Below are 23,734 nucleotides of genomic sequence, written 5' to 3' on the forward strand. Positions count from 1 at the left end.
TTTATAATAACACAAAAAATGACATATACATTTTTTTCTTATTAAAGGAATTTAAAAATATTGACATTTTTATAGTCCATATTTATTATGTAAATAAAATATTTCACATTTAATAATTACTTATGGAAAAACATCCTGTATGACCTCAGCAATTTCTCACCACATTCATCTTTGATGCTGAATTTTAGGTTCCAAGCCTGAAATTCCAGTATACTCCAAGGTTTTTTACACTTCCAAGTCTACTCACACACCTGACTTTTGATCTCAATCACACCACGAATGGAAACTCCATAACCAATTCACTTTTACAAGTCGATTACTGTTTTTTTGGAAATCCGTTTTGTTTCTTTTTGCTGCATCTATCTCTACATCTCGATGTCTCCATACATATGTACATTAACACCTGAATCGTAAAAACATTTTTGTTTTGCCACATCTTTGTGGGGAGGAAAGGGGTTTGGTATGAATCGCATGGCTTTGGTTTTTCCAGGACAAGGTTCTCAGTATGTAGGAATGGGAGCGGCATGGCATAGCGATTTTAATGAAGCGGATCGTTTGTTTGAAGAGGCTGCTGATATTTTGGGATATGATCTGAAAGCTTTATGCATGGCAGGTCCGATTACCCAGCTATCCAGAACATTCTATACTCAGCCTGCACTGCTTACGATCAGCGTCATTGCATTTCGGCGTTATATGCATGAAATCGGGATGATCCCTGAATTTTCAGCAGGTCATAGCCTGGGTGAATATTCAGCGCTGGTAAGTAGCGGTGTTCTAGCCTTTGGCGACGCTTTACGACTGGTACAAGAGCGGGGACGCTTCATGGAAGCAGCCGCAGAGGCCGGTCTGGGCAGCATGATTGCCATTCGCGGAGCTGAGTTGAACGCCGTGGAAGAATTCTGTCGTCTGCACTCCACAGTCGATCAGCCTGCTGTCATTGCTTGTTACAATTCGCCCAATCAGTATGTCGTCTCTGGTCATCATACGTCGGTAGCTATGGTAGCTGGCAAGTTAGAACAGCGGGGAGCCCAAATTACTCGCTTGCAGGTTAGTGGTCCTTTTCATAGTCCGCTTATGCAGCATGCTGCGGACAGGCTGACCATCGAGCTGCAAAAATACACTTTCCATGAAGCGCTGTGGCCCGTGATCTCCAATGTGACCGCTCTGCCATACCCCGATGTTGACAGCATCCGTCAAGGATTGATTTTGCAAATGACTCACCCGGTTCGCTGGATTCAAACCATGCAGTATATGGCGAATCGTGGCGTGGAACAAGGCATCGAGTTAGGTCCACGAACGGTGCTGAAAAATTTGGCGAAGGAAATAAACACTACCATTGAATTTCTGTCCGTGGATAGAGACTTGGATCGCGTTGAACTGGAACGCCGCTTCTCAATTCGTGATTGGGTTGCTCGTTCCCTTTCACTGGCGGTATCTACCCCCAATGCCAATTGGAATGAAGATGATTATCGAAAGGGTGTTATTTTACCTGTTCAAAGACTGGAAGAATTACTTCAAAGCTCTGAATCAGGGAGCGGTTCACCTCCTGCTTTTGAGCAAAGACAGGAGATTTTGGAGTGTATTCGCCTGGTGTTGCAAACCAAACAGGTCTCCGAAGGAGAGCAGAAAGTAATGCTAGAGCAATTGAGGAGGGATCAGGATGGAACAGTTTCAAACTTTAATTGAAATCATTCAAGACCGTGCAAGCCGGGATGAGAACGGAATCACCTTTATTTCTGGTGATAAACAAGAGGAATACGTATCCTACTGTAAACTTCTGGAGCAAGCATCACAGGTACTTTATGAATTACAGGAAAAAGGGATACAGCCTGGCGATGAGCTGATCATGCAGATCGACGACAATCATACCTTTGTGAATGTATTTTGGGGTTGCCTACTCGGTGGAATCGTCCCTGTTCCTGTAAGCATAGGGAATAATGATGAGCATAAAATGAAATTGTTTAAAATCTGGAATACACTTTCCCGCCCTTATATGATTGCAGATGACAAGGTATTGGAACAGTTAGAAAAATACTCGCACCAGCACGAACTGCTGGATTCCTTTGAGCCCGTTAAAAAAGCGACTTTTTCAAGCCATATATTCGATTATTCCAATCAGAGTAAAGGTGTTGCCCATATACCCAAACCGGAGGATTTAGCTTTTATCCAATTTTCCTCAGGTTCTACAGGTGATCCCAAAGGAGTCATGCTGACGCATGAAAATTTGGTTTACAATATTCGGGATATTGCAAATCAAACGGGCATGAGCTCCAAGGATGCTTATTTGGGCTGGATGCCGCTTACGCATGACCTGGGATTGATCGCATTTCATTTAACCTGTGTGATCGCTAATGCCAAGCAGTTGATTATGCCAACGGCACTTTTTATCAGACGCCCGTCTTTATGGCTAAAAAAAGTATCGGAGCATAAGGTGACTCAAATATGCTCTCCCAATTTTGGATATAAATTTTTTCTCGATCAGTATAAACCCGAAACAGCAGCTAACTGGGATTTGTCAAGTGTCCGTATGATCTTAAATGGAGCTGAGCCCGTATCTGTGGAGCTTTGTCATGGGTTTATGGATGCAATGAGTGTTCACGGTTTGAATAAAAATGCGATGTTGCCTGTCTACGGGTTGGCAGAGGCAAGCGTGGGCGTTTCCTCTCCACCTCTGGACAAAAGTACCTTTATCCCCATTCATTTGAATCGACAGCAGTTACACGTAGGTGAACCTATAGAAGAAGTGGACAAGTCCGACAAGCGGTGTCTTACTTTTGTGGATTTGGGGTATCCGCTGGCTAGTACCTCTGTCCGCATTTGCGATGAACAAAATCAGGTGCTCGAAGATGGGGTGATTGGACACACACAGATCCGCGGCAAAAATGTGACATCCGGATACTATAACAATCCAGAGGCTACCACGAAGGTCAAAACAGAGGATGGCTGGCTTATCACCGGCGATTTAGGGTTTATGCGGAACGGCCGCCTGACTATTACCGGTAGAGCCAAGGATATCATTTTCGTGAACGGACAGAATGTCTACCCGCATGACATCGAGAGGATTGCCGAGGAACTGGATGGCGTGGATCTCGGGAAAGTAGCTGTGTGCGGTGTACATGATGCGCAGACCAGGCAGGATCGTATTGTTGCCTTTGTGATGCATACGAAAAAGATAGAGCATTTTGTACCGCTTGTCCAAAAGCTGAAAAGCCATCTGAATTACCGGGGAGGCTGGAATATTCAGGATATAGTTCCGATACGGCGTATTCCTAAAACAACCAGTGGAAAGGTTCAGCGCTTCAAATTAGCCCAGAGTTATGAGCAGGGCGAATTTAATGAGATATTGACAGCACTGGCTGAGGCCACTCAAACCGTGCAAGCAGCTGAGCGTGCAGTCTTGCCTCAAGGAGAGATAGAACAGAAGCTGATTGGAATCTGCCAGGATATTTTAAATGTAAAATCGATCGGGACGGACGATAGCTACTTTGATATCGGAGTGACTTCCTTGCAGCTCGTTCAAATTGTGGACGTGTTGGAGGATCAATTAGGGATTCATATTGAGGTGACGGACTTCTTTTCCTATCCGACCATCGCCAAGCTTGCTGCATATATCTCTAGTCAGGGCATGAGCAGCGATCCGGCTGCAACAGCACAGTCCGAGGCCAAGGAGGAAGCAAATGTCCGGGATATAGCCATCATCGGCATGTCAGGCAAGTTTCCTCAAGCGGAAACATTGGAGCAGTTTTGGGCGAATGTGGCATCAGGGGCTGACAATATCGGCCCGTACAGCGATGAAAGAAGAAAAGATGCCGAAGATTTCATTTCCCGTCTGAATACGAAAGGACGGAATATGCAAATTGCAGAAGGCGGCTATTTGGATGAAGTAGACAAGTTCGATTACTCCTTCTTTAAGCTGACTCCACGGGAAGCCTCACTCATGGACCCGAATCAACGGTTATTTCTACAAACAGCCTGGAGCACGATTGAGGATGCGGGGTATGGGGGTAAGCAACTGGCAGGCCAAAAGGTCGGCGTGTATGTTGGCTTCTCCAAAACCAGCTTCGAATACGAGCGTTTGTTGTCCGAGGTGGAACCGGGCGCGCTGCCGAACTTTGCCATTGGTAATTTATCATCCATTATTTCCAGCAGGATTGCCTATTTGCTCGATCTAAAAGGTCCGGCGCTAACCATTGATACAGCATGCTCTTCATCACTCGTGGCAGTGCATTTGGCCTGCAAATCCATCCTTAGCGGAGACTGCGACATGGCCTTGGCTGGTGGAGTGAAGACCATTTTGCTGCCGCTGAAAGCGGGCATTGGCATGGAATCCTCCGATGATCGAGCACGCGCCTTCGACGACCAGTCGGACGGAACAGGCTGGGGTGAGGGAGTTGGAGCCGTTTTCCTGAAGCCGCTGCGCAAAGCGGAACAAGACGGTGACAACATTTTAGCCGTGATCAAGGGAAGTGCTATCAATCAGGACGGCAGCACGATTGGTATTTCCGCGCCGAATGCGCTGGCTCAGGCAGAAGTGATTTTGCAGGCGTGGCGCGATGCACGGATTGATCCTGAAACGATAAGTTATATCGAAGCACATGGCACCGGAACCAAGCTGGGCGATCCGGTTGAGATTGACGGCATTACCAAGGCTTTCCGCAAGCATACACAGCGTAAGCAGTTTGTGGCGATCAGCACGGTCAAAACGAATATCGGTCATTTATACGAAGCCGCCGGAATTGCGGGCTTGATCAAATCCGTATTGTCCATGAAGCACCAACAGATTGCACCGCTCGTTCATTTTCGCACACCAAACCAGAAGATCCATTTTGAGGAATCCCCGGTATATGCCAATACGAAGCTGCGGGAATGGAAGACGAACGGTTTCCCGAGAAGAAGCGGGCTGAGTTCCTTTGGATTCAGCGGGACAAACTGCCATGTGGTGCTGGAGGAATATATAGCGAAGACGGAATCAGAGCAAGCCTCAACGGACAGCAACAATAGATCATCACCACTGCTGCTGACCTTGTCAGCGCGGAGTGAATCCGCTTTGCACGAGCTGGTCGGGCAGTACGCAGAACGGTTCGGACGTGCGGAAGAACTCGTGATGCAGGATGTATGCTATACGGCTAACACAGGCAGAAGTCACCTGAATCACCGGATTGCTGTGACTGCCTCAGGGGCGGATGCGTTGAAAGCGAAGGTGCTTCAGTTGCACGAACAAGGCAGAGTCGTCGAAGGCGTATACACCGGGAAAGCGGATAGTACAGGTGGCGCAGAGATGGTCACTGGAAGCTTGGACACGTTGCAATCACTGGAGCAACTGGCTGCCAAGTATGTGCAAGGAGCGCAGATCGATTGGAATGCCCTTTATGCAGGTAAGCACTATAAAAAGGTTTCTCTGCCTACGTATCCATTCGAACGGAAAAGATGCTGGATTAACGTACCCGAACAGGTTCGAACGGAACAGAAGGTACCAGTTCATGAGAACTCAACAGTAAAGGAGTCTGGAATTATGGGGAACGAGTATTTAGCGCCAGCATCTGCTACCGATCAGCACAAATCATCTATTCTTCAAAAGTTAGCGAAAATGATCGGTAACGTGTCCCAACTCAGCCTGGAGGAACTGGAGCCACAAACACATTTTCTGGAGCTTGGGCTGGATTCCATTAATTTGTCCCAGGTTCGCCACAGTATCAAGGATACCTTCGGACTGGACGTTCCAATGAACGAATTTTTCGAATCGTTGACCACGCTGGAGCTGTTGGCCAGCTACGTAGCCGAGCGGGTGAGCATTTTCACTTCCGCTGAAACCCCGGTTCAATCTGTGGAAAATCGCCCAGAAACAACTCTGAATCAGGTTGATCATGCAGCTTTCCCGTTAACCCAACCGTCTCATGAATCCGCTGTTCCGGCTGCCACATCCGTTTATGCCATAGATACGGCTGGGCAAACACGGGCTCAAAGCTTTCCAATCGCTACAGCTTCTGCGGCTGTAGAGCGAATTTTGGAGCAACAGCTACATCTGATGTCACAGCAGCTCGATGTTCTCCGGCAACAGCCATCTGCATCCGTAATAGCTTCCGAGCCATTTAACCCGGAAACGGGCGTTTTGCTATCATCAAGTAGTGAAGGTGCGCAGATCATCCGTACCGAATCCAAGCAGAAAGTCGCGGCTGCATTAGCACCAGCACCATCCGTAAAGGCTGTTTCCAAGCAGATAGGCAATGAAGCCAAGCCGTATACGCCTTATAAAAAGCTGGATGTTAAAGCACGTGAATTGCTTTCGCTCCGTCAGGAACAACACCTGCAAGAGCTGATTGAGCGCTACACGGCCCGTACGCGTAGCACCAAACAGTACACCCAGCAGTATCGCTCCGTATACGCCAATAACCGTAATGTGGCTGGTTTCCGGCCTGTTTTGAAGGAAATGGTGTATCAAATTGTATCCCAACGTGCAGACGGGTCTAAAATCTGGGATCTGGATGGCAATGAATATGTCGATTTGACGATGGGCTTTGGTGTAAATCTGTTTGGACATAATCCAGCCTTTATTCGTGAAAAAATTGAGAAAGAACTGAAGAACGGCATGTGTATTGGCCCCATGTCCAACATGGCTGGGCAAGTCGCCGAGCGAATGTGCAAGATGACCGGTGTGGAACGGATTGCCCTGTATAATTCCGGCACGGAAGCCGTCATGGTCGCGCTCCGTTTGGCACGTGCTGCCACTGGACGAGCTAAAGTCGTCATTTTTGCTGGCTCGTATCACGGTACATTCGACGGGGTGCTGGCACTGGGGAGCGCGGGTGATGACAAGGAGCATTCGACACCTCTAGCTCCAGGTATCTTGCAGCATATGGTGGACGATGTCGTCGTGCTTCATTATGGGGCGGACGATTCTCTGGATTATATCCGCACCCATGCGCATGAACTGGCCGCGGTTATAGTGGAGCCGGTACAAAGCCGCCGACCAGATTTTCAGCCTAAAGCCTTTTTGCAGGAAATTCGCCAGATAACGGAGCAGTCGGGTACTGCCTTCATTTTTGATGAAGTCATCACAGGCTTCCGGATTCAGCCCGGAGGAGCCCAAGCGTGGTTTGGGGTACAAGCCGACCTCGTGACCTACGGTAAAATCATTGGCGGCGGGCTGCCCATCGGCATCGTAGCCGGAAAAGCTGCCTTTATGAACGGGATCGACGGAGGCACGTGGAGCTTCGGAGACGATTCCTATCCGCAGCATGAGCAGCAGCGAACCTTTGTGGCAGGAACCTTCTGCCATCATCCGCTGGCAATGGCTGCATCCTTAGCGGTGCTGGATCATTTGGAGAAGCATGGCGAGCAACTGCAAAATCGCTTGAACAGCCGCACCTCGGCGTTAGCAGCGGAGCTGAACAGCTATTTCACTGACGAACACGTACCTATGAAGGTCGTTCACTTTGGCTCCCTATTCCGCTTCGTGCTCAAAGGCGATTTGGAGTTGTTCTTCTATCACATGCTGGACAAAGGCATCTATATCTGGGAGGGACGAAACTGCTTCTTGTCCACGGCCCATACCGAGGAAGATATTGCGCGAATCGTAGAAGCGGTCAAAGATAGCGTGAACGAGCTGCGTAAAGGGGGATTTTTACCGGACCCGCCCCCGAATGGAAACGGCCCGGGACCGGGAAAGCAACCTGTAACCGTACCTCCAGAGGCTGAAGCAGCAGAAACTATTATTGCGTTAACTCCAGAGCAAAAGCAGCTTTGGTTCGCTTCTGTTTCAGATCGAAGTGACTCTCAATCTTTACACGAAACCGCCTTGTTGCGGTTTCGTGGTCCACTTCAGCAGCAGGCGTTCAACCAAGCTGTCCAGACCATTGTAAACCGTCATGAAGCCTTACATATCTTTATGAGCGGCGATGGGGAAACTCAGGTGTTCGCTCCTGTGATGAAAGCGGAAATCCCGCTTCATGATTTTACCAGTTATCGCCCAGATGAACAGGAACAACATATCCGGGCATGGATGATCAAGGACAGTGAAACCCCATTTGCCATGACGCCAGGCGAGCCATTATTCCGGATTCATCTGCTGAAAATATCGGATGAAGAGCATCTGGGTGTTTTTACGTTTCATCATTTTATCGCGGATGGCTGGTCAATCAGTGTATTCATTCAGGAATTGGAACACATCTATTCTGCGCTTGTCCGACACGCTGACTACAACCTTCCCGATCCAGTACCTTTTTGGAATTACGTTGTTTGGCAGCAGGATCAATTGAAAGCAGGGAAAAAAGAGGCCCTTGCTTTTTGGTCGGCAGTGCTAGAAAAGCAGCAGCCTGTCCTCCATCTGCCATCTCCGGTGAGGGGAATACAAATTCCGTCTTCCAGAGGAAGCAGACATACCATAATGCTCGAAACGAAGCTCGTTAAACAATTGAGATCTGCCAGCATAAAGCTAGGCAGCAGTCTTTTTATAACGCTGCTGTCCGCCTTTCAGATTTTTCTACATCGCCTGACAGGGCAGCAGGAAGTAACGGTGGGGGTTCCCACCGCAGGACAATCCCATATGGACGCCTTCTCTCTGATCGGCAACTGTGTCAACTTGCTTCCGATGATCAGCGAAGTGCGTCCTGATGCTACTTTTACGGAGCATGTCCAAACGGTCAAAAAGCGCATGAATGAACTGGACAGATTTCAAAAGTATAGCTTTGCCGGACTCGCTGAGCTGGGGCTGAGGCATTTGCCTGTCATTAACGCTGTATTCAATATGGATCGACCGATTCCGCGTTTTCAATTCCATGGACTGGAAGCAGAACTCGTTGAGAATGAGGTGTCATTCAGCAAATACGAGTTGTTTTTGAACGTGACAGAGGCGCAGAAACAATTACGTCTTGATTTCGACTACAATTTGGATCTTTTTCAGCCAAACATTATCGAAGCCTGGTCAGGATATTTCCTGAATCTGCTGCATTCCATTGTAGAGGAAGAAGGGGCTCGCGTTTCTACGCTGACTTTACTCCGTGCGCCGGAGAACGAACAACTTCGAGCTGCATGGGCAGCAAATACCGATGCCAACGGAAACTATCTTTGCGTCCTCGATGTCTACAAGCATTTGGCACCTGTTGGGACAGCAGGGGAGGTGTATCAAGCCTCAGTAGCAGGTCTGTTGGGAACGACCCGGGAATGGGCTTACGTGGAAAACGATGGCAAGCTGCGGCATATTGGCAATTTGAATCGGACTATCCACATTCGCGGACATCAGGTTAATCTGGGGCAGTTGGAGAAACATCTACTGCAAACTTTCCAATTGGAGTCCTGCGCCATTACACCGCAAACGGACGAAGCTGGAAAAGTCTCATATATAACCGCCTATGTGGTCGCAAACGCATCGAAGCCATGGGAAGAAGACGCACTGAAAAAGGCTGTAATCGAAATTCTTCCAGATTATACGCAGCCTCGTTTTTGGATTCCTATGGATCATATTCCTCTTCTGCCGGATGGTCAGTCTGATCTACAGGCTTTGCCAGAGCCGGGACAAGCAAGTGTATTCACTAAAACACACACCGCTTCTGAGAACCACGGCGTAGAAGATCAACTCGTGAACATTTGGAAGGACGTTCTGAATGTAACGGATATCAGCTATGACGATAACTTTTTTCAACTGGGCGGTGATTCACTAAAAGCGACGGTCATTCTGTCGAGAGTCAATAAGGAACTGGGTGTACACATTCCACTTAGCCACATTTTTGAGCTGCAAACGATTGCAGAGCTGGCTACATATATTGCGGGTGGAACAAAGAAGACCTACGAACCGATTGTATCTGTGAAATCGCAAGCCTTCTATCCGGTATCTTCTTCCCAAAAGAGAATGTACGTGCTGGATCAGTTGGGAGGTGGAAAGGCCTATCATGTACCAGGTCAGCTTTTCATAGAGGGAGATCTGGAGGTTCCCCGCTTCATTGAAGCCGTTAGGGAAGTTATTTTGCGTCATGAATCCTTTCGGACGTATTTCGATCTGGAAGACGGAGAAGTGGTACAAAAAGTTCGGGACACGATTCCATTCGACATCCCGTGTACCCGCATTTCCAAGGAAGAAGCAAAACAGGCTCGGACCTTGTTTGTTCAGCCTTTTCACCTAGGAACAGCTCCTTTATTCCGCGCCGAACTGTACGAATTTATCGAAGGTGGCTTCATACTGTTAGTGGATATGCATCACATCGTGTCCGATGGTTTCTCCATGGCCGTGCTGCTGGATGAAATCATTCAACGGTATCAGGGCAGACAGCTTGCGAACATTCAGCTTCATTACAAAGACTTTGTTGCTTGGCAGAAGCAGCAGATCACTGACGACGCATTGCAAGCGCATGAATCATATTGGCTCCAGACCTTGAATGGCGAGCTTCCTATACTGAATATACCTACGGACTTTTCACGTCCACAAACACAAAGCTTTGAAGGTGACAGCTTGACCGTCACCTTGGAATCCAAACTTACTAACACACTCTACAAATTGGCCCAAGATACCGAATCTACGATCTTTATGGTACTTTTGGCGGCTTATAATGTCCTGCTGGGCAAATATTCTGGTCAAGAGGACATTATCGTGGGTACACCTGTTGCCGGAAGACGACATGTGGATACGCAAACGATGATTGGCATGTTCGTCAATACGCTGGTTCTTCGCAATCAGCCGCGATCTTTTTTAACGTTCCAATCCTTTTTGCAGAAGGTTAAGCAAAACTCGCTGCTGGCACTGGAGCATCAGGAATACCCGTTTGATGAGCTTGTAGACAAACTGGAACTGGTACGCGACGTAAGTCGAAACCCGGTGTTCGATACGATGTTCAGTTTGCAAAATGTCGGCACAGATGTTTTGGAAACAGGAGGAATTCGTTTTAAACCGGAAGAATTCAACGCGGGTATATCCAAGGTGGATTTTTCATTGCATGTGACCGAGGAAAAAGAACGTTTGTCCTTCACTTTGGAGTATGGCACAAAGCTGTTTAAACCGGAGACCATCCGACGGCTGGCAGAGCATTTTGTGCGAATTTTGGAAACGGTGACGCAGGATTTCCGGGTACGGTTGGCCGATATTACGATCGTATCTGATGAAGAGAAGCAATTGCTGCTAACCGGTTTTAATGATACCGTCGTACCTTTCCCGTACCATGAGACAGTCCACGGGCAGTTTGAAAAGCAGGTCGTACAGACGCCGGATCATATAGCATTGGTGTTCGGAAATCAGCGGCTGACCTACCGGGAGTTGAACGAACGCGCTAACTCACTGGCACGGGTACTTCAAGCGCATGGTGTAGGACCCGATAAGCTAGTTGGTCTGATGGTGCAGCGTTCGGCGGAAATGATTATCGGTCTGCTGGCCGTGCTAAAAGCGGGTGGCGCTTATGTGCCTATCGACCCTGAATATCCGTCAGCCCGTATTGAATATATGCTGAGTGACAGTGAGGCTGCCGTACTCCTGACCAGTCGCGATCTGGTAGGAGAACACCATTACAGCGCCAACACCCTGTTTATTGAAGATGAGGAAGTATATCAAGGGGAAAGGACCAATCTGGAAGCCACTGCTCAGCCGGAGCATCTGGCTTACGTCATCTATACTTCTGGCTCAACCGGAAATCCGAAAGGAGTTATGCTCCAGCATCGCTCGGTGCTGAATTTTATTACAGGAATGCGTGAAGTGATCGACTTTGCAACGAACAAAACGATTTTATCGCTAACCACTATTTCGTTCGATATTTTCGTTTTGGAAGCGATTCTGCCGCTGCTAGGCGGAATGACCGTCGTGCTAGTCGACCGCCATCATCAGGTCGATCCTCAGGCACTTGGCGAACTGATTACTGCACATCATATTGACATGCTGCAAATGACGCCATCCCGGCTGCACATGCTGCTGAGTCATGAGGAAGGCTCCCGTGCGCTGCAAGGTGTACAGGAAATTATGGTTGGGGGAGAAGCGCTTTCACCCAGGCTGCTGGAGGCATTGCAGAAATTGAACGGCCCCCGTATTTATAACATGTATGGACCTACGGAAACGACGGTTTGGTCGGCAGTGCAGGAACTTACCCATGCCAATCAGATTGACATTGGACGCCCCATTGCGAATACGCACATTTATATCATGGATGCGCAGAACAGATTACAGCCAATCGGTATACCGGGCGAGCTATGCATTGCAGGGGAAGGGCTGGCCCGTGGCTATTGGAACCGCGAGGATTTGACGGCAGAAAAATTTGTGGATAATCCATTTTCAATAGGGACACGAATGTACAGAACGGGTGACCTCGCTCGCTGGAAAGTAGATGGAAATCTGGAGTTTATCGGCCGAATCGACCATCAGGTGAAAGTACGTGGATTCCGGATCGAACTGGGTGAGGTTGAAAATGCTTTGATGAGCCATTCTGCAATTCAAGAGGCTGTCGTCACTGTATATCAAAACAAAGAGCAAGAATCCGTCTTGTGTGCCTACATTGTATTGCATACAGAAGAAACACCAAGCTTAACGGTCATTCATGAACATGCCGCCAAGTTGCTCCCGTATTATTCGGTTCCGTCTTACTTCGTGTTTCTGGATCGGATACCGTTGACACCGAACGGAAAAACCGACCGAAAAGCATTGCCGGAGCCTGAAAAGCTATTCCGACCGGATGTGGCCTATGTAGCGCCGCGAAATGATGTGGAAGAAGCTTTGGCCGCCGTATGGCAAGATGTTTTGGGACGCGATCAGGTGGGCATTCAGGATAACTTTTTTCTGCTCGGAGGCGACTCGATTAAAGCAGTTCAAGTCATCGCACGCATGCGTCTCCACGGGTATTTACTGGATATCCGACACATACTGGAGCATCCGTCCATTGAAATCCTGAGCGGCTATGCAGAAACATTGTCCCGTCCGATAGAGCAAGGTCCGATAGATGGAGAAGTACCACTGACACCGATACAACGACATCTACTCGATGGGTTTGAACGGCATCCAGCATCCGAGGCACTTCCTGCCGCAATGTCGGTACTGCTGTTGGCAAAGTCGGGCTTTGACGAGCAACCATTGCGAGCCGCATTGAAGAAAATCGTAGAGCACCACGATGCTCTGCGTCTTGGCTTACTACAACAGGCTGACGAGTCGGTTACGCAAGCTCACAAAGGACTGCATGAGGAGCTAATCACGCTGGAGGTACTGTCGCTTACGGGAACGGAAAGCGAAGCACGCAGCCACATGGAAGCTGAATGTCAACGGATTCAAAGCAGCCTGCGGCTGTTTGAAGGACCACGAGTTCAGGCAGGGCTTTTCCGTCTGGATAGCGGAGATCATCTTTTCCTTGCTGTAGACCCACTAGTGGCTGACGCCATTTCATGGAATATTTTGCTCGAAGATCTGGCAACAGGCTACGGACAAGCTCTGGATGGGGAAACGATTGTTTTACCGGACAAAACGAACGCTTACCAAACGTGGGCAGAGCATCTTGAGCATTATGCGAATAGTAAAGAGCTGCTCAAGGAGCAGGACTATTGGAACAAGATAGAGTTGTCAGAGTGGAGAACGCTTCCCAAAGACCATGAAGTCATTACGGATTCTGGGTCGGAGAGACAAACACATCAGCTCCACCTGCAATTATCAACTGACGAAACCCAGCATCTGATGACACAGGTCAATCATGCCTATAATACCGTGCCGGAGGAAGTACTGCTGTCCGTACTGGGGCAAACAGTGTCCGAATGGTCAGGACAAGAACGGATTGCACTCTACGTGGAGAACCCTGGCCGAGAGCAGGCTGAAACAAATTCGCTGGATATCTCCAGAACGGTAGGGCAGTTTACGTCCGTGTATCCAGTTGTACTGGACATCAAATCTGCGGATGATATAGCGCTGTTGCTCAAGCGTGTGAAGGAAACGGTTCGGCAGGTTCCAAATCACGGATTGGGCTACGGTGCATTGAGATATCTGACCGAAGCCAGCAATCCAACGGATTCTAAACGTTTTCGTCATCCGGAAATTGGTTTCCGTTATATAGACTCCCCACACCCGGAATCGGTTTATTTTTCAATATCGCCGCTGCAAGCTGAAATTGGACCAGGTACCAAGAATGTGATTAATGGTTCATCTTATGCTCTTTATATGGATAGCCGGTTGGAGGACGGAAAATTAAGTATCCGTATATCCTATGACAGGAATGCATATGAAGAACGCACGGTCAAACAACTTTTCTCCCGCTTCGAAACACACCTGTTGAATACCATTCGTCATTGCCTTGATCAGTCCGGTCAGGAACTGACACCAACAGACGTAGGGGCAGATGATCTGGATTTGGAAGAGTTCGAAGAGATGAAGCATTTTTATGAAAGCCTATAAATATTCGATTGAGGGGGAAATCCGATGAGTAAAAGGCTTGAAATCGAAAAAGTGGCCAATTTAACGCCTTTGCAGGAGGGGATGCTCTTTCATACAGTGATGGAGCCGGAATCACAAGCGTACTATGAGCAAGTACGAATGACCATCCGGGGTGAACTGAACCTGGAGGCTCTGCAAAAGAGCTTCGAGACTCTGGTGCAGCGTCACGAAACGCTTCGTTCGAATATTTATCATAAAAGTGCTTCCCGTTCGCGGCTCATCGTGTTTAAGGAGCGAAATCCAAGGCTTCGTTACGAGAATCTGACGAATATTCCCGAGGCAGAGCAAGCAAAGGCCATTCGCAGCTACGCAGACGCAGACCGAAACCATCGTTACGATCTGAGTAAGGATTTGCTCATTCGTCTGGCTGTGCTTCAAACCCAAACGAACGCATATACGCTGCTTTTAAGCTTTCATCATATTATTATGGACGGCTGGTGCCTCGGCATCGTTATGGACGAGCTGTTCGCGGCTTATGAAGCGCTGAAAGCGGGTAAGACCGTACAACTGCCAACACCGCAGCCCTATACTGGCTATGCCCGCTGGCTGGATAAGCAGGATAAGGAGGCGGCGAAGGAATACTGGCGGTCCATCCTGAACGGCTATGATCAGCCAGCCGTGCTGCCAACCCTGCCAATAGCCCATCCGCTCCAGCCAGATACCGGGTACTTGCTGCATGAGCATAAAATAACACTCACGGATGAAACAACCCGTCAATTGCGGACGGTGGCTGAACGCAACGGAACAACCCTTAGCAGTCTGTTTCTGGCTGCATGGGGAGTGGTGCTTGGAGGATACAACCAAAGTGAAGACGTCGTCTTCGGCACCGTTGTTTCCGGCCGACCGCCGGAACTTGAAGGTGTTGAACAGATGTTGGGACTTTTCATTAACACAATACCGGTACGAATCAAATTGGATGCAGATCTGCCATTCTCAGGTCTGCTTCGTGAAGTGCAGCGCAGCGTGGTTCAATCACGGGCGTATGACTATTTTTCACTCGCTGAAATACAGTCCCAGTCAGCGCTCAAGCAGCAACTCATGGATCATTTTGTTGTATTTGAAAACTACCCGCTGGAGGATATGGTTGGCCGGCCTGATCTGAAGGAACGGCTTGGATTCGTCATGGAGGACGCCCAGCTGTCCGAAGAAACACCTTACCACTTCAACATCGAAGTGGAGGACGGAAAAGCGCTGAGCTTTATGCTGTCCTACAACAACCATGTCTACAGCGATGAAGGGATGACACGGTTAGCCGGGCATTTGGAGCATGTACTCGTCCAGATTGCACGTACACCAGAACTCCTGCTGCGGAACATTCGTCTGCTGACCGCTACAGAAGAGGCGGAACTCACCAATGTATGGAGAGGACCGATTGCCGACTATCCTACCGGAACATTTCATGGAATATTTGAGGCACAGGCAGAACGTATCCCGGAACAGACCGCTGTCATCTACGAAGATACTGCACTGACCTATCATGAGCTGAATGAGCAGGCCAATCTGCTTGCTCAAGCATTACAAAACCGCGGGGTCCAACGCGAACATCTCGTCGCCGTGATGCTTGAGCGTTCAGCAGACATGATTATCGCTGTGTTAGGGATTATGAAGGCGGGAGCTGCCTACGTACCTGTCGATCCGACCTACCCGAAAGAAAGAATTGCTTACATGCTTCAGGACAGCGGAGCTACGATTATGCTCACGCAGTCTTCCTTGACTGAACTATTGGCCGATGTGGATTTTGCGAGTGAAGTGCTGGACTTGCCAGCGTTACTTCAACAAGCTTCACAAGCGGAGCATTCCCATCAACAAGCGCCTATCTACGCACCTATTTATGATCCTGAGGCTTTGGCCTACGTCATTTACACATCGGGAACGACGGGCAACGCCAAAGGCGTGATGATCGAGCATCGCCATTACGTAAATACGGCGTGGGGCTATAGAGAAGCTCACCAGTTAAAAGAGTTTCCCGTCAAGCTCCTTCAGATTGCCAGTATGTCGTTCGATGTCTTTGCCGGTGATCTGGCCAAGACATTCGTGAACGGAGGCACCATGGTCATTTGTCCACAGGATGTGCGCAACGATCCTCCAGCTTTGGCCCAGTTTCTCGAACAGCACGAAATTACGACGTTTGAAGTTCCGCCAGCCTTGTTGACGTTGCTTATGGCCTACGTATATGAACACGGTACAGATGTCAGTGCCATGAAGCTGCTTACTACAGGCGCGGACAGCTTTGGCGTTGAAAACTACCGGACGCTTTTGAATCACTTCGGCGATACGATGCGCATCATGAATACCTACGGTGTAACCGAAGCGGCTATTGATTCCAGCTTTTATGAAGAAACAGCTGAACGTCTGCCTCCGTCAGGTATCGTCCCGATTGGAAAGGCACTGCCGAATCATAAAGTATATATCGTGGATGAGGCTTTGCGTCCGCTCCCTGTCGGCGTAGCCGGGGAGTTGTGCTTGGGCGGCGCTTCTGTGGCCCGCGGTTATTTGAACCGTCCTGACCTGACGGCGGAGAAATTTGTACCGAATCCTTTTGTAAAGGGAGAGCGTCTGTACCGCACCGGAGATCTGGCACGCTGGCTGCCGGATGGCAACATTGATTTCATCGGTCGGATTGACTTTCAGGTGAAAATTCGTGGCTACCGGATCGAACCTGGTGAAATTGAGTCGGCCTTACTCCAATTGGATGAGGTACGCCAAGCGGTGGTCACGGATAGAACGGATAAAACCGGACAAAAGTATTTGTGCGCCTACGTAGCAGGTACAACCGACAAATCCTTCTTGCGGACAGAGCTTGCCAAGCAGTTGCCAAGCTATATGGTGCCCGCACATATTATCGTGCTGGATCAATTGCCTTTGACCCATAACGGTAAAATTGATCGACGTGCGCTTCCAGAACCCGAAGATTTTGTGCTGACCGACGTCGAGTATGAAGCGCCGCAGAGCGAACTGGAGCAAACACTCGCTTCCATCTGGGAGGAAGTCATTGGTGTTAAGCCGATTGGTCTGCGCAACAACTTTTTCGAGCTTGGTGGTGATTCGATCAAAGCGTTGCAAATCGCAGCCCGATTGAACGCGAAGGGCCTCAAAATGGACATGAAGGATTTGTTCCGCCATCCGCAGATTGATTTGATTGCTCCTTATATAAAAAAAGTAATTCGGACCATCCCGCAGGGGGCGGTACAAGGTACAGTGGAGTTGACACCGATCCAATGGGAATTTTTTGAGCATCATCGAACAGAACGTCATCATTACAGTCAGGCTGTCATGCTCAAGAACCCCGAAAGATGGAACGAAACCTTGCTGCGAAGCGCCGTGGACAAGCTGACCACGCACCATGATGCCTTGCGCATTACCTTTGATGAACGTGAAAAAAAACCTGTCGCCTATAACAGAGGCACAGCCGAAGGTGAACACTTTACATTGGAAAGCTACGATTTTTCACATGCTGACCAGCCTGAGGAAGAAATCGCGCAGCTCACTGACGCGTTACAAAGCCGTTTTGATTTGCGTAACGGCCCGCTTGTGCGTTTGGCTTTAATCCGGCTACAGGAATCCGATCATTTGTTAATCGTCATTCATCATCTTGTCGTAGACAGTGTGTCGTGGAGAATCCTGCTGGAAGACTTGGAAACAACCTACCAACAGTTAGCTAACGGTGAAAAGCTACAGTTACCTGCCAAGACCGATTCCTACAAAGAATGGGCAACACGTCTGTCCAAGTATGCGCAAAGCGAACTGGCGCGTCAGGAAATCAGCTATTGGAATACGGTAGAAGCTCGTGAAATACTTTCGCTACCAAAAGATCATGAGGTTCCAGATAGCCTGATCCGTGACGGGCGCAGATCCGCAGTGACACTCAGCCGGGAAGAAACCGAAAACCTGCTGAAACACGCGCACCATGCTTACAATACAGAAACAAATGATATTTTACTGACGGCGCTAGGACTGGCTTACCGGGAATGGAGCGGACATGCTGAAATTGCAGTTCAGGTGGAAAGTCATAGCAGGATGGAATTGATTAAAGACATTGACGTATCCCGTACAGTTGGCAGGTTTACGTCCGTGTATCCGTTTGTGGTAAATGTGAGCAAGCCCGAAGATTTGGCCCATCAAATCAAGCTGGTTAAGGACAATTTGCGACGTGTACCCAACAAGGGTGTCGGCTATGGCATTTTACGCTACTTGACCGACAGGGAGCAGCAGGATAGGGCAGCTCTTTTTTCTGCCAAGCCACCTGAGATCAGCTTTAGCTTTGACGGAGAAGCCAGAGAAGGTACGACATGGCGTACCTCGCCACTATCCACGTTTGCTGGTACTGAAATCAACCCTCTGACTGAAAAAGCGTCCAGCTTTGATATTCATGGTGCGGTGACTGACGAAAGACTCCGCATTGTATTCGAATACAACGGACGTGAATATGAAGCATCGACGGTGGAGCGACTTACAGCCAGCTTTAAGACTCATCTGATCGAACTTATTCGCCATTGCTGTGCCAAGGATACAGCAGAACAAAGCCCGACGGATTTTACATATGGGCAATTGTCTCTGGACCAGTTTGAAAATATTGCAAATCGCTTATCAAATAAGGTGTTAAACCACCAAGTGAAAATTAAAGACCTCTATCCGCTATCCCCGATGCAGGAGGGAATGCTATTTCATTCCATACTTGATGAAAAGTCAGAGGCTTATTTCGAACAAACGATTATTACCATTCATGAAGCTATGGATACCAACCTAATCAGCCGAAGCTTACAAAAGCTGATTGAGCGATATGATATTTTCCGTACGGTATTCATGTATAAGGAGATGGATCGTCCGCTTCAGGGTGTACTGGAGGAACGATTAGCTGCTCCTGTCCATACCGAAGATGTGCGTAGTCTACCGGATGCGGAAAAGCACAGACGACTTCAAGCCATTTTACAGGAAGAGCGGCAGAGAGGTTTTGATCTGGAAAAGGGGGTTCTCATCCGGTTAGCGCTTGTACAGTGGGATGAGGACACCTCAAAGCTCATCTGGATCTCTCATCATATTATTATGGACGGCTGGTGCCTGCGGACGGTAGCCAAAGATTTTTTTGATATTTACACATCACTTCGGGACGATACTCCTTTAAAATTAGAGCCTGTCTATCCATTTAGCAGCTTTATTCAGTGGTTGGAAAGACAAAATAAAGAGGAAGCAGCAGCATACTGGAAACAATATGTGACTGATTTTGAAAATGAAACCGTCGTGCCCGGCTATACTCGATCCGTCGATCCTTCGTTTCAGGCAGAGCAACTCATATGCACATGGGGAGAGCAGCTGACCCAAGGCATGGAACAAATCGCCAAACAAAACCGTGTCACCGTCAGCACCTTATTTCAAACCGTTTGGGGCTTATTACTACAAACGTACAACAACAGTAAGGACGTCATTTTCGGGTCTGTCGTATCGGGCAGACCTGATGAAATCCCCGGTATTGAAAATATGGTCGGATTATTCATTAATACCATACCTGTACGTGTTAAAAGCTCCGCTGACCTGCGGTTTTCCGACTTGCTTACGTCTATACAGGATTCCTTGATGGAGTCCAATCGGTATTCCTATTTTTCCTTGGCTGATATTCAAGCCCATAGTGTACTAAAACAAAATCTGATCCAGCATATTGTCGCCTTTGAAAACTTTCCCGTTTCGGAAGAACTTACGGGCCTGGAAAAAAATCCTAAAGCCCTCCGTGTTGGTGAAATAGAGGATATTGAACAGACCAATTATGATTTGAATGTAATCGTCGTGCCTGGCCGAGAGCTGGAAATCAAATTTAGCTATAACGCGCTGACGTATAACAAAAATGCGATCAAACAATTGGCTGCTCACCTCATCCAAATGATGGAGCAAGTTATTCAAAACCCAAATATCCGGGTTTCGGAGATTGATCTTTTGACAGCGGAGGAAAAACAGCAGCTCTTGTTTGATTTTAATGATACACGGAGACCGTATACATCGGACCACACCATACATCACGGCTTTGAATTACAGGCAGAGAAAACACCGGATGCAGTAGCTATTGTATTTGAAAATCGTGAGCTAACTTACCGCGAGTTAAATAAAAAAGCTAATCAACTGGCTTCGAAGCTGCGGAAACTGGGTGTTACGCCGGATACCATCGTAGGCATTTTGACTGAACGTTCACCAGAAATGATTATCGGTATTCTTGGTATTTTGAAGGCGGGTGGAGCCTACTTGCCACTGGAGCCTTCTTATCCACTGGAACGGATTATGTTTATGCTTCAGGATAGCGGTAGCGAAATTCTGCTAACCCTATCCAACAAGGGAAGACAGATGAACACTTTCGATTTTTCCGGTACTGTTCTGGATCTGGCCGACATCAGCTCCTACGACTCCGACGACTTCATTTTTTCCGAATCGACAACGGCAGACGATCTGGCCTATGTCATGTATACATCCGGCTCGACCGGGCGTCCCAAGGGTGTCATGATTGAACACCGGAATGTCATACGGCTGGTGAAGAACACCAATTACATGCCATTTGCCGAGAACGAGCGCATTTTGCTGACCGGGGCGCTCGTGTTCGATGCCTGTACCTTTGAAATTTGGGGAGCTTTGCTGAACGGATTGCGCTTGTACATTGTACCGGAATCCGTAATCTTGGATGCTGTTCAGCTTGGTGAAGCGCTGAATCGATATCATATTACAACGATGTGGCTGACATCGCCCTTGTTTAACCAACTCACTCAGCATAAACCAGATCTCTTTGCTTCGCTAGAGCACCTACTGGTGGGCGGGGATGTGCTTTTACCTGGGATCATTAATACAGTGAGAGCACATTCTCCGGGGCTGAACATTATCAACGTCTATGGCCCGACGGAAAACACAACATTTTCTACTTATTTCCCGATTGATAAGGAATATAATCGCATTCCTATTGGTCGTCCAATTGGCAATTCAACTGTTTATATTTTGGACTCTTCAAGCAGGCTGCTGCCTATTGGTGCTCAAGGAGAAATATGTGTTGGCGGGGATGGTCTGGCACGTGGCTATCTGAACAGGGATGATCTGACCCAGCTAAATTTTGTCCCTAATCCATTCATTCCGGGCGAAAAAATGTATCGGACAGGTGATTTGGGCAGATGGCTACCGGATGGCAATCTGGAGTATCTCGGACGGATAGACCAGCAGGTTAAAATCCGCGGATATCGTATTGAGCCTGGGGAAATTGAAACCCAGCTCATGAGGCATGATGCAGTTCAGGAGGTGCACGTAGCCGTAAAAAGCACAAACGATGGTCAAAAAACGCTCTGTGCTTATATCTCAACCGACGTACCGCTATCTAAGAGTGATATGAAGACCCATTTGACTGGCCAGTTGCCGGATTATATGATTCCTGCCCAGTATGTGTTCCTGCCAGCGTTTCCTCTGACAACGAACGGTAAAATCGACCGCCAAGCATTGCCTGAGCCAGAAATGACCAGCGGTTCCGATATGGAATACGTTGCTCCAAGAAATGAAGTGGAACAACAGTTGGCGGACCTGTGGCAAGCAGTGCTTGGCGTTGAAAAGGTCGGCATTGACGACGGCTTTTTCGAGCTTGGAGGTCATTCATTGAAGGCCATTCAACTGGTATCCAAAGTACAGGAATCGAACATTCCGCTGGATATACATCAATTGCTTCAATATCAGACGATAAGAAGCTTGTCTGATCTTTTACAACGTGGTGAAGAGGGCGGAGTGAACGCGGATACGCTCATTGCGAAAGCTCAGGAGGTTGAGCGGGCTATTACAGAAGCGTTTGGTGTACAGGTCTTGCTTCAGTCCGTATCCACCGATAAGCAAAACTATTTGTTCCTGCAAGTAGAGCCTTTTTGTGTAGAACAAGTTCAGGCAATCTCTGAATTTATCCAATCTTATATCCATCCAGACCTGCACCCGCATTATATCGTTCGCTGGGGAACCGACGAACCAGATAGAATTCTCGGAGCTACACCGATACACGAAGAACAAGAAACCTTACTTAAACAACAGGCCGATGTATGGCTTGCTAGCATTGCTGAGTTAAATACAGAGTGGAATACCAATATACTAAGTCTGAATGCTATTGGGCGCTATCCGCTTGCACCAGCTCAGCATTACCATTTGCAACATTTTACAGGTTCGGGTATGGCTGTGCAGTTAGATAGCTACTTGGACACCGAGCGTTTGACCGTAACAATTCAGCGGCTTATTCAACGCCATGAATTGCTAAGAAGCGTACTTGTTCAATCGTCCGGAGCATGGGAATGGGAGTTGCGTCCAGTTCCAGAGCATCTTTCTTTACCGACTGTTGATCTCTCGGATCAGCCGGTACAAGCACAACGCAGGCTTCTTTCTTCCATTGCCTCTAACCTATTTTTAGAACCTTATGAACTTGCACAGTCGCTGCAGTACCGGATCGTCCTGATTCGCTTAAATTTGCGGGAACATCTGCTATTGCTCCCTTGCTCGCACATCATTTTTGATGCTACGAGCAGTGACATCCTGCGCAGACAACTCCTTGATGAATATCATCGTCCGCAGCAGACGGCACATGCGACAGAAGAGGTGCAATACGGGGAATATGTAAACCATATCCGCCAAGGCCCTCAAGGAATCGGGGATCAGGAAATCAGCGAGCAATTCAAACTCCAGACGTTTGGTGAGAATAATGATCGTATCCATGTGCTGACCGAAGAACGCAACTATGCGGACACTACCAGATATCGTTGGGAGCTGAATTTAAGCGACATTTCAGAGCAGCACAGCGCTGCGAATATGTGGGATATTTCGCTTCAAATGGCTGTACGTTTTTTCAGCAGCTATTTCCAACTCTCTGATGTTCCGCTTTGGCTTACTAATTATGGAAGACAATATGGCGACCGAAACTATTTTGGAACCGTAGGCGAGTGTATTGATCATATACCCGTTGTACTGCAGGAAGATGACACTGAATCCTATGAAAAGAGTATCCATACCCACCTGGGCTTTGCTTCACGCTATCATTTGAACTTTTTCAATCTGATCTTCAATGCTGAAATGGAGAAAGCTTACCCGGTATCCAGCAGCATTTTGAAAAAAGGACTTGAACAGCTGCCTATCGTATTCAACTATTTGGGTGAGGGACGAGAGGATGCAGAATTGCTCGACAATCTGCATACCGAAGGCACACAGGCCAATGTCAACAAGGTTATTTTCTTTGAGTCAGAGCATGTAGGGGATATTCTGAAAATCTCACTTACCATTCCATATCATGAGAACGACCAGTATATCCATCAAATCTTCCAGACTGCTAGTGACAGGCTCTTGAATGCTTTGACCATTTTGCAGTAAGGAGATGAAGAT

General features: G+C 48.1%; 3 protein-coding genes. All 3 read left to right on the top strand.

Annotation, left to right across the window (positions count from 1 at the left end; genetic code table 11):
• The first annotated feature begins 462 nt into the window (after positions 1 to 462).
• The 3 genes from fabD to JOE49_RS17495 are packed head-to-tail and all read left to right on the top strand — an operon-like array spanning position 463 to position 23,722.
• A complete protein-coding gene (gene fabD / locus JOE49_RS17485; RefSeq protein ID WP_209942147.1) occupies positions 463 to 1,686 on the top strand; it encodes an ACP S-malonyltransferase in 1,224 nt (407 codons plus the stop codon).
• Positions 1,661 to 14,335: a non-ribosomal peptide synthetase gene (locus tag JOE49_RS17490; protein WP_209942149.1), complete on the top strand. Its 12,675-nt coding sequence runs from the start codon at positions 1,661 to 1,663 to the stop codon at positions 14,333 to 14,335. The genes fabD and JOE49_RS17490 overlap by 26 nt, the downstream gene beginning before the upstream one ends.
• Positions 14,336 to 14,359: 24 nt before the next feature.
• Complete coding sequence (locus JOE49_RS17495) at positions 14,360 to 23,722, top strand: non-ribosomal peptide synthetase (protein WP_209942151.1); 9,363 nt, start codon at positions 14,360 to 14,362, stop codon at positions 23,720 to 23,722.
• The last annotated feature ends 12 nt before the right edge of the window (positions 23,723 to 23,734 follow it).

The sequence above is a fragment of the Paenibacillus sp. PvR133 genome (genome assembly GCF_017833155.1).
Taxonomy (GTDB): Bacteria; Bacillota; Bacilli; order Paenibacillales; family Paenibacillaceae; genus Paenibacillus; species Paenibacillus polymyxa_B.

What these genes read in the sequence shown, in the direction of transcription:
- fabD (WP_209942147.1), top strand. Translation starts at nt 463, where the DNA reads ATGAATCGCATGGCTTTGGTTTTTCCAGGACAAGGTTCTCAGTATGTA.
- JOE49_RS17490 (WP_209942149.1), top strand. Translation starts at nt 1,661, where the DNA reads ATGGAACAGTTTCAAACTTTAATTGAAATCATTCAAGACCGTGCAAGC.
- JOE49_RS17495 (WP_209942151.1), top strand. Translation starts at nt 14,360, where the DNA reads ATGAGTAAAAGGCTTGAAATCGAAAAAGTGGCCAATTTAACGCCTTTG.